Source organism: Arthrobacter sp. D1-17 (assembly GCF_054130535.1).
The window spans coordinates 2,344,342-2,357,133 of record NZ_CP096382.1; the positions used below are offsets into that span (position 1 = coordinate 2,344,342).

Annotated in this window: 11 protein-coding genes; 5 read left to right on the top strand and 6 right to left on the bottom strand. The window is 65.1% G+C overall.

The window, feature by feature from the left end:
• Positions 1-92: 92 nt before the first annotated feature.
• The 6 genes from M1E01_RS10880 to M1E01_RS10905 all read right to left on the bottom strand — a co-directional run bounded on the left by M1E01_RS10880 (position 93) and on the right by M1E01_RS10905 (position 5,996).
• Positions 93-884, bottom strand: a complete 792-nt coding sequence (locus M1E01_RS10880; RefSeq protein WP_457971624.1) for an IclR family transcriptional regulator — start codon at positions 882-884, stop codon at positions 93-95.
• Positions 885-944: 60 nt separating this feature from the next.
• Positions 945-1,631: an HD domain-containing protein gene (locus tag M1E01_RS10885; protein ID WP_457971625.1), complete on the bottom strand. Its 687-nt coding sequence runs from the start codon at positions 1,629-1,631 to the stop codon at positions 945-947.
• Positions 1,632-1,817: 186 nt separating this feature from the next.
• The gene (locus M1E01_RS10890; protein ID WP_457971626.1) at positions 1,818-3,017 is read right to left on the bottom strand and encodes a cytochrome P450; all 1,200 of its coding nucleotides are present in this window, start codon (positions 3,015-3,017) and stop codon (positions 1,818-1,820) included.
• A gap of 90 nt (positions 3,018-3,107) precedes the next feature.
• Positions 3,108-4,073: a PDR/VanB family oxidoreductase gene (locus M1E01_RS10895; protein ID WP_457971627.1), complete on the bottom strand. Its 966-nt coding sequence runs from the start codon at positions 4,071-4,073 to the stop codon at positions 3,108-3,110.
• Between the two features lie 163 nt (positions 4,074-4,236).
• Complete coding sequence (locus tag M1E01_RS10900; protein WP_457971628.1) at positions 4,237-5,079, bottom strand: IclR family transcriptional regulator; 843 nt, start codon at positions 5,077-5,079, stop codon at positions 4,237-4,239.
• 116 nt (positions 5,080-5,195) lie between these two features.
• Complete coding sequence (locus tag M1E01_RS10905) at positions 5,196-5,996, bottom strand: SDR family oxidoreductase (protein ID WP_457971629.1); 801 nt, start codon at positions 5,994-5,996, stop codon at positions 5,196-5,198.
• Positions 5,997-6,155: 159 nt separating this feature from the next.
• On the opposite strand from M1E01_RS10905, the gene M1E01_RS10910 reads away from it, so the two are divergent.
• The 5 genes from M1E01_RS10910 to M1E01_RS10930 all read left to right on the top strand — a co-directional run bounded on the left by M1E01_RS10910 (position 6,156) and on the right by M1E01_RS10930 (position 12,772).
• On the top strand, positions 6,156-7,535 hold the full coding sequence (locus M1E01_RS10910) for an aldehyde dehydrogenase family protein (RefSeq protein ID WP_457971630.1): 1,380 nt from the start codon (positions 6,156-6,158) through the stop codon (positions 7,533-7,535).
• A 30-nt stretch (positions 7,536-7,565) separates the two neighbouring features.
• Positions 7,566-8,492: an MBL fold metallo-hydrolase gene (locus M1E01_RS10915; protein ID WP_457971632.1), complete on the top strand. Its 927-nt coding sequence runs from the start codon at positions 7,566-7,568 to the stop codon at positions 8,490-8,492.
• A 54-nt stretch (positions 8,493-8,546) separates the two neighbouring features.
• Positions 8,547-9,833 carry an MFS transporter gene (locus M1E01_RS10920; protein WP_457971633.1) on the top strand — a complete coding sequence of 429 codons (1,287 nt, stop codon included), beginning with the start codon at positions 8,547-8,549 and terminating at the stop codon, positions 9,831-9,833.
• 80 nt (positions 9,834-9,913) lie between these two features.
• Positions 9,914-11,353: an MFS transporter gene (locus tag M1E01_RS10925; protein ID WP_457971634.1), complete on the top strand. Its 1,440-nt coding sequence runs from the start codon at positions 9,914-9,916 to the stop codon at positions 11,351-11,353.
• A gap of 228 nt (positions 11,354-11,581) precedes the next feature.
• The gene (locus tag M1E01_RS10930; RefSeq protein WP_457971635.1) at positions 11,582-12,772 is read left to right on the top strand and encodes a 4-hydroxybenzoate 3-monooxygenase; all 1,191 of its coding nucleotides are present in this window, start codon (positions 11,582-11,584) and stop codon (positions 12,770-12,772) included.
• Positions 12,773-12,792 lie beyond the last annotated feature (20 nt).

A 12,792-nucleotide genomic window follows, 5' to 3' on the forward strand; every position in this document is an offset into this window, starting at 1 on the left:
CAGGCACGCCGGCGATTTCTACTCACCAGTGTGTCCCCCATCACCCATACATGACAGGGAGTAGTTCCACTGAGTGGAAACCAATGTTCTTGCTACTTGGGTCCGGTCTGACTGCCAAGCAGCGTCTCCAGCGGAATCCGGGCGGTGGCGCGCTCGATCTGGGCGGAAATTCCCTTCAGCACCGGCAGGTGCCGGGTCATCGTGGCGGCCTGGTTCGTAGGCAGCACCAGGCCGATCGAGGCCCCGATCTTTCCGGTATGGAATACCGGGACGGCGATGGAGCAGGATCCCAGCCGCACCTCCTCCAAGGTGGTGGCATAACCCTGCTCACGAATTTGGACAAGTTCTTCGGCCAGGCGCTTGGGGTCAACATGAGTGTGGGCGGTTTGCCGCTCCAGCTGCCGGTTCAGGTAAGCGTCGCGGACCCAGTCCTCGTCAAAGGCGAGAATGACCTTTCCGACAGCGGTCGCATGCATCGGGAGCCTGCCACCGACGCGGGAGGCGCGCGGGACTCTCTTGGAGCTGTAGACGCGGTCGATGTAGAGCACCTCATGGCCGGCCCGGACGGCAAGGTGTGCGGTTTCGCCAGTGAGGGAGAACAGATCCTGTACGTAAGGGCGGGCTGCGTCGCGCAGCTGCCGCCCGGTGTTCTGGGCGAGTTCCCACAGCCGGATGCCCGGCTGGTAGCGTCCGTTTGGCTCCCGCGAGAGGAATCCCCAGTCCGTCAGTTCATTGACCAATCTGTGTGTCGTGCTCAAGGGCAGGCCGGACTTCGCTGCTATGTCGCTCAGGCTCAGGGCCCCGCGGGATTTCTCGAACGCCTCCAGAATGGCCAGAACCTTGGAGGTGACGGTCCGGCCTGGTTCACGGCTGCCGCCGGCCATCGCGACTCCCTATCCGATATATGTCCAATACAGACCGCCTCCCGGCGGTTCGATCAGAGTCTAGTCCGCGTTCAGGAGCACACGCCGTTGAGGCCACAGCGTGACGGATTCCAGTGCGGACAGCGCCCTGGCCATCACTTTCGCTTCATGCGTAAAGAGGTGGCCATGTACTCGCTGGCTGCACAGCCGCAGGGCCTGGTCCCGGTCCAGTCCGAACCAGTCCATGACGGTGTCAATGCCGTGTGGGCTGAGCCGCCAGACCTTGTCCGAGTCCTTCACGATCGCATCCTCAATAGAGAGCGCGGTAGGCCGGGAATCGTGACCATCGATGATGGCAAGAATCTCCGGCACCTTCGACGCGTCATAACCTGTCTGCGCCAAGATGTTGGCGGCCAGCCTGGCGCCTTCCTTTTCATGGAGAAGGACCAGATCCGGCCTTCCGCCCCCGGGAGCAATGGCTTGCAGAACCTCGTCCGGTGGCACCTCGGACCACCCAACGTCGTGAAGCATTATGGCCGGGAGGACGATGGCAGCATCGGCTTCGGCATGCGATTCCAGCAAGGCACGGGCAAGACCAAGTGAGTACAGTGTGTGCGCGTCATTATCTCGCACACCAAGCAGAGGAGCAGCAAGCTCCCACACGGCAACGAGGCCCGAGTCCAAGACGATGACACCCTCGGGTTCCGCTTCAATGCCGCCCGAGACATCGTGTCCGTAGTGGTTCGCTGCCGCCTGAAGCTTGGTCATTCTGTAACCTTGCTCCATCCCTTGGGCCCCTGCAAGCGGAACCTTCCGCCCAGTGGAACAACCCCTCCCCGCCCGAACAATGAATTCCTCGGCGTCGGGGAGAACTTCTCAAGGTTCCGGCCACCCCGACTACTCTTTGAGCGGTTCAGAGACTTCAAGACAGGACCGCGAACACTCCTGCGAGGTCTATCCTGCCGTGATCCGCACCGGCAGGGACTCGAACCCGCGCAGTACGTTGTGCAGGATCGGCACTGGCGCGCCGTCCGGTTCGATGGTGGATACGCGCTGAAGCAGCTGCTGGAGCACGATTTCCATTTCGAGCCGGGCGATGGGCTGGCCCACGCACTGGTGCAGGCCCATGCCAAAGGCCACGTGGCCGGAGGCGTTGCGGTCCAGGTCGAACTCGTCGGCATTGTCTCCCCACTTGCGCGAATCCCGGTTGGCAGCGCCCAGGAACACCAGTACCTTTGCACCGGCTGGCAGATGCACGCCGCCCAGGACGGTGTCCACGGAAACGGTGCGGTGGAACTTCTGGAACGGGGACTCCAGGCGGAGCGCCTCGTCTACGGCGAACTTTGCCATTCTGGGGTTCTCCCGTAGCCGGGCCCATGCTTCCGGGTACCGTGCTAACACCGAAAGCGTGTTGCCGATGCCGAAAATGGTTGTGTCCACGCCCGCGGAGAGCAGCGCCCGCACCAGCAGCGTCGCCTGCTGTTCTGTTATGAGGCCGTCCTCCACGCGCTTCCAGATCTGGGCACCAAAACCGGTGTCGTCCAGGTTTTCGCGCTGACAGTTGCGCATCACCGCGGCGGCGTGCTCGTCGCCCTGCGCGAAGGCTTGCTTGAAGATGTAATTTTCCGGGCCAAAGGCGTTGAACACCATGTTGCCGTAGGGCAGCAAGTGCTCACGGCCGACGTCGGGAATCCCCACCGCGTCCGGGAAGACACGGAGGGGGTACTTTTCGGCGAGGTCGGTGATGGCGTCGAACCGCTTGCGGCCTGCGAGCTGCTCGGTCAACTCCTCGGCAGGTGGCGTGAATGGTTCCCGGAGGGCGCGCACGGCTGCGGGGTTGATGACGCCGGTCAGCGCCCGGCGCATCACGGTGTGGATGGGCGGGTCCGATTCGAGGATGCTGGGCGGCCGCCAGCCGGAGTCCTTCCGGATGTCACGCGGGCCAAGGCCGCCGGAGGAGATGTACGTTTCGAAGTCGGTGAGGACCTCGTAGACCTCCTGGTACCCGGCTACGGCGTAGCTGCCCGTGCTCTCGAGGTAGGAGACGGCCCCTGCGTCGCGGAGCCTGCCGAGGAAGGGGTAGGGGTCGAGGAGGTTTGCGGTTTCAAAGGGGTCCTCGCCCAAGACATTGGCTTCGTGGGTTGAAACGGTCATTTGGGACACTCCTTGTGGCGAAACTTGATGGGGGCGGGCCGGCCAGCGGCCGGAATAACGCGGGCTGGAAGCGGCGTAATGGACTGCTGTTTAGAGATCCAGGACCAGTCGCGGACAACCGGCAGCGGCACGGGAAACACAAACCAGCATGATCTCCCCGGCTTCACGGTCCTCCTCAGTCAGGACTGCATCGCGGTGCTCAGGCTCCCCTGAGATGATCTGGGTTTCGCAGGTTCCGCACAATCCCCCGCGGCAGGAGGACAGGACTCGCACTCCCACCTCTTCCACCGCTTCGAGGATGGTTTTGTCATTCGTTACCGTCACGGTGGTTCCGGTCCGCGCCAGCTCCACCTCAAAGGGGGCGTTGGCGGCAGCGGCACCCAGGGTGGAGGCGACGAACCGCTCGGTGTGCAGGGCGCCGGGCGGCCAGCCCATGCACCGTTCTTCCACGGCACCGAGCAGCCCGCCGGGGCCGCAGGCATAAACCAGCATGTGGGCCCGCGGCATGCCCAGGACCTGGTCCAGGTCCAACCGGCCCACCTCGTCCTCGGCGACAATGCGGACACGGTCAACGCCGTACCGGTCCTCCAGTTGCTGGGCGAAAGCCATGGTCTTCCGGCTCCGGCCGCCGTAAACCAGCGTCCATTCCTTGCCGGCAGCGTCGGCAGCTTCGAGCATGGGAATGATCGGGGTGATGCCGATGCCGCCGGCAATAAAAAGGTAGCGGCGGGACTCGCGCAGGGGAAAGTTATTGCGGGGCGCCGAAATGGCCAGCGGTGTTCCCGGCAACAGCGCGTGCACGGCCTTGGACCCACCACGGGAATCAGGCACATGCAGCACACCGATCCGCAGGTGGTCCAGTTCCCCGGGGGAGGAACACAGCGAATACTGTCGCACCAGCCCGTCGCCCACGTGCACGTCAATGTGCGCGCCCGGCTGCCAGGGCTCGAATAGCATTCCGTCGGCCCGCCGCAGCACCAGGGAGACCACCTGGTCCGCCACAATGTCCGCCCTATCGACGACGACGTCGAGGGTGGCTCCTGCAGATGCAGTCATGAGATCATCACTTCCTTTGGAAAGGGCCCGCCGGGCGGCGGCCCTTGGGCCGGGCATCCGGCCTTAAATTCCGGCTTACTCGAGGTTAGGTGTTCCGCAACACATCGGGTGCGCCGCTTTCCGTCCAACGGAAAGGCTGGGGTTAAAAGGACGGGAGCAGCCCTTACTGCGGCAGATGCTCCACACCCAGCCTCCGGGCAATGCCCCGGGCCGCAATGTTGAGCACGGGAACCACGCTGCCGACCGGGGCGGGACGGCTCCGGGTGACAATGCCCAGCGCCGCCACCAGTTGTTTGTTGGGCAGGAACACGGGGACGGCCAGGCCATAGTTGTCCGGCCCCGCCTCCTCCTCAGTGGTGGCGTAACCGTTGGCCCGCACCCGCTCGACTTCGGCAGCGAGCGCAGCGGGGCTGGTGATGGTCTGCGGCGTGTGCGGGTCCAGACGCTGCGCCGCGGCAACCAACAAGTCCTTGGCCCCATAAGCCAGCATGATTTTGCCCGCGGCGCTTGCATGGAGCGGCAGGCGTGCGCCCACGCGCCGGAAAGGCTGGCCTGCTCCAGTGCCGGACATCCGTTCCACCAGCAGGACCTCCTCCCCATCGAGGATGAACAGGTTCACCACGTTGTGCGTCACGAAAAGGACATCCTGCATGAAGGGTGCGGCCACCTCGGCGATGTTCTGCTGCGCAGGGGCCAGCAGGCCAAGGCGCCAGATCCGCTGCCCCACGCGGTACCCGTCATTGGCCTTCTCCAGTCCTCCCCACGCCACCAGTTCGCCTGCCAGCCGGTGCGCGGTGGTCACCGGCAGGCCGGCACGGCGCGCCATGGCACTGAGGCTTTGGACTGAGTGCTCAGCGTCGAAGGTCCCGAGCAGGGCCAGTGCGCGGGACGTGACACTCACCGCCTGCTGGGCGGCAGCACCGCCGTCGGCAGCTTGGAAGTGCCTGGGCCGGGTTGTCGAGGCGGGACGGCTGGCGGTCCTGCCGCCCGGGGCAGCGTTAGCCATGGATCACCCTCCTGAACCTGGACAGCGGCACATCATTGACGCCGCGCTTACCGTCATTTTAAGCCCAACGCCGGGCCCTCCCTGCATGGGCAGGATGGTCCCGGCGTCGTTGGTCCTCAGTTAGCGGCGGCGGCGAGGTTTGAACCCCGGTAGGCACCCAGGCCGCCGTCCACGCGGATGTCCGAGCCGTTCACCCAGCCCGACTCGGGGCGGAGCAGGAAGTCGATGACGGAGGCGACGTCGTCGGGCTCCCCGAAGCGGCCCAGCAGGGCGGCTGCCCCCTCCACCTTGTCCCGCCCGTGGTCCTGCTTAAAGTCCTCAAGGATCGGCGTGGCAACGGGCCCGGGGCTCACGCTGTTGACCCGGATGCGCTGCGGCAACAGTTCGGCAGCCAGGTGCTCGGTAAGGAAGCGGACGCACTGCTTGGAGAAAAGGTAGGACTCCCCTGTGATGTTGCCGTCACCGGAAACCGAGTCCAGCGCAATCTCCTGATCCCCAGCCAACGCAAACGCGGCACACTTGCCTTTCACCTCGCGCCAGTCGACAGCAACGCTGGAAGCGAGGTTTACCACCGCGGTTCCCTCACCGAGGAGCGGGGCAAGCGCTCGGACCAGCCCGCGGACGCCGAAGACGTTGACTGACAGGACCGTGCGCCAAGGGGCGGTACCGGGGACTCCTGCGATGTTGGCCAGGCCGGCGATGCCGTGCGGTGCTGCGGTGGAGACTGCAGCGGCGGCGGCGTCGACGCCCGCTTGGCTGGAAAGGTCAGCCTGCAAGAAGCTGCCGCTGAAGCCCGTAGGCGGGTTGCGGTCGATGCCGATCAGCGGCACCCCGCGGGCGGACAGAATCTGCGCCGTCCGGGCGCCGATGCCGGAGGAAACCCCCGTGAGGACGATGGATAGCTGTTCTTGGGACATGGAGACTCCTCATTAGTGCGTGACGTGCTTCACTCCATAGTGGCAAGCCGGATCAATCCCTCGCCCCGCCCTTTCCGTTGGATGGAAAGGACCGGGCGGATTGTGACTCGTGCCATGAGACTGGGATATGAATTCCCTTCCCCGCCGAAAGGACAGGCCATGACGGCAGCCCATTACCAGGTCTTGGACCCGGCCACGCTTGAGCTCGTGGGATACGCCCGGGAAAACACCGGGGACGACGTTGAGCAGGCCGTTGCGGCCGCCCGCCTGGCTGCACCGCGCTGGGCAGCCGACCGTGATGCCCGCCGCGCCGCCCTGCGTGCCGGCGCCGCCCTGATCCGCCGCGACCTGGATTCCCTGGCCACCCTGCTCTCCCGTGAGCAGGGCAAGCCCAAGACGGAGGCTGCGGGTGAGTTCACCGTGGCAGCAGGACTTTTTGACTACTACGCGGACCTGGGATGGGATGAAACCGAGCCCCTTACTCCACGGGCCGACAGGACCCTTGAAGTCCAGTACCGGCCGGTGGGCATCGTTGGCACCATCACGCCGTGGAATTTCCCCATCTCCCTGCTCTGCGTGAAACTTGCCCCTGCGCTGGTTGCCGGCTGCACCGTGATCGCGAAGCCCTCCCCGTCCACGCCGCTGTCCACCATCGCACTGGTCAACCTGCTCAATGAAGTCCTGCCCGCAGGGGTGCTGCAGGTACGGACCAGTTCACGACGGACGGTCAATGTTGCGCTCAGCACCTCGCCTGGCATCCGAAAAATCTCTTTTACCGGCTCCACCGAGGTGGGCATCTCCATGGCCCAGCAGGCCGCCCCCACCGTCAAGCGCGTCACCATGGAACTCGGCGGAAACGATCCTGCCATCGTGCTCGATGACGCCGACGTCGCCGTGACTGCCCGCGGAATTGTGGGCAGCGCGTTCCGCAACGCCGGCCAGGTGTGCATGGCAGTCAAGCGTGTATATGTTCCCCGCAGCCGCAGCAGGGAACTGGCCGAGGCTATAGCCGCCGAGGCTTCCCGCCACGTGCTGGGCCACGGCATTGCGGACGGGACCACCATGGGGCCAATGCACAACGAGTCCCAGCTCAAACTCGTCCACGGTCTGGTCGATTCCGCGGTGGGTTCAGGAGCCCGCATCATCACCGGCGGCAGCCCCGGCTGCGACCTGCCCGGCTACTTCCTCTCCCCCACAGTAGTGATTGACGCTGAGCCGGGCATGGACCTGGTGGAACAGGAACAGTTCGGGGCCGCCCTGCCGATTGTGGCCTATGACAATCTCGAACAGACAATCAACGCGCTCAACGCCGGTGACTTCGGCCTGGGCGCCTCCGTGTGGAGCCCGGACCAGGAGCGCGCCTACGCCACTGCCTCCCGGATTGAAGCGGGAACAGTCTGGGTCAACCAGCATACGCTCGTGGAGCCCGATGCTCCGTTCGGGGGCTGGAAGGCATCGGGCATCGGCCGCGAGCGCGGCCGATGGGGCCTGGAGGAATACCTGGAAACCCGCGTCATCAATGCCCGCCCCCACTCCTGAGCCCGCACCAACCCTGCAGAAGGACTTCTTGTGAGCGTCGAACTGATTACCCTTGGCACAGCCGCCGGGCCGGCCATCCGCGGACCGGAAAACGGCATCTCCAGCGCACTGGTAGTAGGCGACGCCTTCTACATGGTGGATTTTGGCATGGGCTGCTCGCGGGCTGCCCATGAGGCCGGGCTTCGCGGCAAGGATCTCGTGGCGGGCTTTGTCACCCACCTGCACTCGGACCACGTGGTGGAACTGCCCGGCTTCCTGCTGTGGAACTGGGGCAACCCCGTAGAGGGCTTCACCGGCCCTGTTTCGATTGTGGGCCCGGGCAAGGACGACACCCGCACAGGTGGTGCCGGGCTCTCCGGCACCCGCGGGCTGGTATCCCATTCCCTTCAGGCCTTCTCCTACGACATCGACATCCGCGTCCACGATGAAGCCCGCCCGGACCTGGCGTCCCTTGTGCGCGCCGTGGACCTCAAAACCCCCACACATGGAGGCCCGGACGCGGCCCGCCCCTTTGACGTCTACGAGGATGACAGGGTCAAGGTCACCGGCATCCTCGTCGAACACCCTCCGGTGCGCCCCGCACTGGCATTCCGCTTCGACACCGATGCAGGCTCCGTTGTTTTCTCCGGCGACACCGCGGAATGTGAGGCGATGGCCGTGCTCGCCAGCGGCGCAGACGTCCTGGTGCATGAGGCAGTGAACCTGGACTTCTATGCCGGCAAGGGCTTCGCACTGGAATTCCTTAACCACCAGCAGATTGCACACACCCCGCCAGAGGGGGCAGGCCGCGTTGCCGCCGCAGCTGGAGTGGGCCGGCTGGTCCTCTCCCACCTAGCTGGCCGCGCGGAGCCTGAATGGTGGCGCACCCGCGCCGCTTCTACTTTCGACGGCCCTGTGGACGTCGCGGTTAGCGGCCAGCGTTTCCGCATCGGCACCCCTGTGCTGGCGCCCGCCTAGGAGACCTGGGAAGAAGAATTTCCGCCCGCCATCCTGCAGCAAGGACAACAACTTTTGGAACTGACGTCGCCCGCAACAGCAATAAATGATAAAAGGACGACTGCGGACGGGGCCTGGCTGGCCGTCCTCGCGGCGGGCATCGCGGCAGCCATGCATATCTGGAAGCTGCCTGCTGCTCTGGCCGGGATCCAGGTGGATCTGGGCATTACCCTGGTTCAGGCCGGCCTGCTGCTCGGCATCATCCAGCTGGCCAGCGTAGTCGGTGGGCTGGCCACTGCCGTTGGCGGGGAACTGGCAGGCCTCCGCCGGCTCCTGATCGCCGGGCTGATCCTGCTGAGCGCAGCATCCTTGCTCGGCGCCGCCGCGCCCACCACTGAGTTGCTGATGGCAGCACGGACGCTGGAGGGCGTCGGATTCCTGCTGTCCGTCGTCGTCGCCCCTGCGCTCATCCGCAAGGTGACCCCGGCTCAGCGGCTAAATGTAGCGCTGGCAAGCTGGGGCGCGTTCCAAGGCGTGGCCACACTGATCGGACTCGCCGCCGGTGCCCTGTTCCTGCAGGCCGCAGGCTGGCGCGAGTGGTGGCTGGTGATGGCTGTCCTCACGCTGTTACCTGTGCCGCTGCTGCTTCGCCGGGTACCGAGGGACGTGCCTCCGGCCGACGCCGGGCTCAGGTCCGCCCTCCGCCGCGTCGGACGCACCGTCGCCACGCGTCCACCCTGGATTATCGGACTAGTCTTCGCCTGTTACACCGCCCAGTGGATGGCAGTGCTCGGGTTCCTGCCCTCCATTTACCGCTCGGCGGGCCTGGAAGGGTCCCTGCCCGGCATCCTCAGCGCCGCCGTCGGCGGAGTCAATGCGATCGGGGCGCTGAGCGCCGGACCGCTCATCCAGCGCGGGCTGTCCGAGCGGAAGATTATCTTCTGGACTTTTCTGGCCATGTCAGCGGCGTCCATGGGAACGTTTGCCGTGGGCTGGGAAAACATCGATAACGGCATCCTCTTCCAGTTCGTCCTCATCGCCGTATTCTCCGCCGTCGGCGGTCTCATCCCTGCCTCGGTGACCAGCTACTCTGTGCGGATTGCCCCCGAGGATGGTTCCGTCACCGCCGTGCTGGGGTTGACGCAGCAGATCTTCAACCTCGGGAACTTCCTGGGGCCCATGCTGTTCGCCCTGCTGGCCACTACCACTGGTGGCTGGGACACTGCCTGGTGGCTGACATGCGGATTGAGCATTCTGGGAATGACCCTGCTAGCGCTCCTGGCCCGCGCAAACGGCGGGGCGGCAAGAGGTGGGCGCCGCAGCGGAAAGTCGCTTTCCGTCCAACGGAAAGCTCGAATGTAAGGCCCGTCACACGAGCCTAGAGTCAAGGAAACGCCGCTCCAAACCGGCAAAAGACTTCCCCTTCAACGATTGGGCATACTGTGTCTGAAACTCCCCTTACCGGCCGCACGCCGGACACCGCGGCTTCCCGCGATCCCCGGAACTGGTCCCGCGCCAAGCGCAACCGCTATGGCTGGTTCATGACGTTCAGCCTCCTCTTCCTGATGATGCTCAGCTGGGCGGACAAAGCAGTCCTCGGCATCGCCGCCGTGCCCATCATGAAAGAACTGGGCATCACCCCCGAGCAGTTCGGCCTGGTGGGCAGCGCCATGTTCCTCACATTCGGGATCGCCCAGATCGTCGCCGCACCCATCGCCAACAAGGTATCGAGCAAGTGGATCCTGTTGGTCCTGTGCCTGCTGTGGTCCGTGGCCCAGGTACCCATCCTGCTGTTCGCCTCTCTGCCTGCCCTCTGGGCCAGCCGCCTACTCCTGGGTGCCGGCGAGGGTCCACTGGCTCCGGTGCTGATGCACGGCATTTACAAGTGGTTCCCGGAGAAGAAGGGCGCTACCCCGGCAGCTCTTGCCTCATCCGGCGTGACCTTGGGCATTGTGGCCTTCGCACCGGTCCTGGCCTGGGTCATCGGGCAGTTCGGCTGGCAGACGGCCTTTGCACTGCTGGCCATCGTGGGACTGGTTTGGTCTGTTTTCTGGGTCATCGTAGGCAAGGAAGGCCCGTACACCAGCCGGAAAGCCGAACAGGAAATCGACGGCATCGCAGCGGAAGAAACTCCCGTCGCAGCAGAGACCAAAATCCGCTACTGGCGCACCATCCTCTCCCCCAGCTGGATCTTCGCGGTCCTGGCATCCTTCTTTGGCTACTGGACCTTCACCCTGGCCATGTCCTGGGGACCGGCGTACTTTCAGAACGTCCTGGGCTTCAGCGGACAGCAATCCGGTGCCATGATCGCGCTGCCCGCGGCATGGGGAGCGATCGCCACGGTGGGCCTCAGCGCCCTGACCCAGCGCCTGCACATAAAAGGCGTTCCCACCCGGAAGGCCCGCGGTTGGGTACTCAGCATCTCCGCGGCCTTCGCGGGAGCCTGTCTTGTGGCCGCAACCCTGACCACCTCACCCGTCCTCTCCGTCATCCTCATGGTCTTCGGCTTCGGAACGGCACCTGCACTCTTCGCCATCACCTACCTGGTCGTCGCTGAACTGACCACCATCGCCCAGCGCGGGGCAAACCTCTCCATCGCAAACGCGGTCCTGACCACCGGCGGCGTATTCGCACCCGCGGTGTCGGGATTCCTGATCGGCGGTGCGGCCACCCCGGCTGAAGGTTACCGGGCAGCGTTCACCCTGGCCGGCGGCCTCCTGCTGGTCTTCGGAATCCTGGCCCTGCTTTTCATCAACCAGCAGCGTGACCGACGCAGGCTTGGCCTGGAGGTAGCCGGTGATGGGGCTCCCGCGGCGTCCACTCTTGCTGCTTCCACCACGGCCACTGGCCTGGAAGCCACCCCTGCAAGCACCAAGGCCTAGGCCCACCTCGCCCCGGAGTGAGGGCCGGGACCGGAACAGCTCATCGTTCCGGTCCCGGCCAACCGGCCCCGGACAATGCGGCATCGTCCCGAGCCGCACCCTTGAACCTAACCACCATTCAACGGAACAGCTGCAGCCTCCTTAACCCCTTCCGGTGCAGAGTCAATCGGCAGCCTATCCCACGCAGTCGCCGCCACTGCGAAGCCCCGCAACGAAACGAGACGAACCATGGCAACACGAAAAGTCATCACCACCCAGGTGGCCATCATGGGCGCCGGCCCCGCCGGGCTGATGCTCTCCCACCTGCTGGCCAAGGCCGGCATCGAGTCCACAGTCATTGAGGTCCGCAGCCACAAGGACATCTCCGAAACCGTCCGGGCCGGCATCCTGGAGCACGGCACCGTGAACCTGCTGGTGGACAGCGGCGCCTCGGACCGTGTCATGCGTGAAGGCGACCGGCATGACGGGATTGAACTGCGGTTCAACGGCGAAAGCCACCGCATTGACTTCAAGGACCTGGTGGGCGAGGCCGTCTGGCTGTACCCACAGACGGACGTGTTCCTGGACCTCGCCGCCCGCAGGAAGGCCGACGGCGGCGACGTCCGCTACAGCGTCACGGACACCAGCGTCCACGACCTCGAAGGTAAACCGAAAGTCTGGTTCACAGACGCCAACGGCGTGGAACTCGAGATCCAGGCCGACTTCCTGGTGGGTGCTGACGGTTCCCGCAGCCACTGCCGGTTCCAGATCCCGGAAGCGCACCGCAAGTGGTACTTCCACGAATACCCCTTCGCGTGGTTCGGGATCCTGGCCGAAGCCCCGCGCAGTTCCGACGAACTGATCTACGCCAACTCCGCCAACGGGTTCGCGCTGATCAGCCAGCGCACCGAGACGGTCCAGCGGATGTACTTCCAGTGCGACCCCAAGGAAAACGCAGCGGAGTGGGACGATGACCGGATTTGGGCCGAGTTCCGCAGCAGGGTCAACGGCAACGGCTTCGAGCTGAAGGAAGGCCCGGTCATCGAAAAGATGGTCCTGCCATTCCGGAGCTTTGTCCACACCCCCATGCGCCACGGCAACCTGTTCCTCGCCGGCGACGCCGCGCATACCGTTCCGCCCACCGGCGCCAAGGGCCTGAACCTCGCCATCCATGACGTCAAAGTCCTCTTCGAAGGACTCGACAGCCACTACAACTCCGGCTCCGACCGCCTGCTCGAGTCCTACAGCGATCGCGCCCTGGAGCGGGTATGGAAGGCGCAGCAGTTCTCCTACTGGATGACCACCATGCTGCACACCCCGGCTGACGCCGACGACTTTTCCCGCGCCCGCCAACTGGGCGAACTCAACTCCGTTGTGTCCTCCCGGCACGGCATGGCCTACCTCGCCGAGGCCTACACCGGCTGGCCGAGCGCCTTGTAAAGCTGTCTGTACTGAAAGAG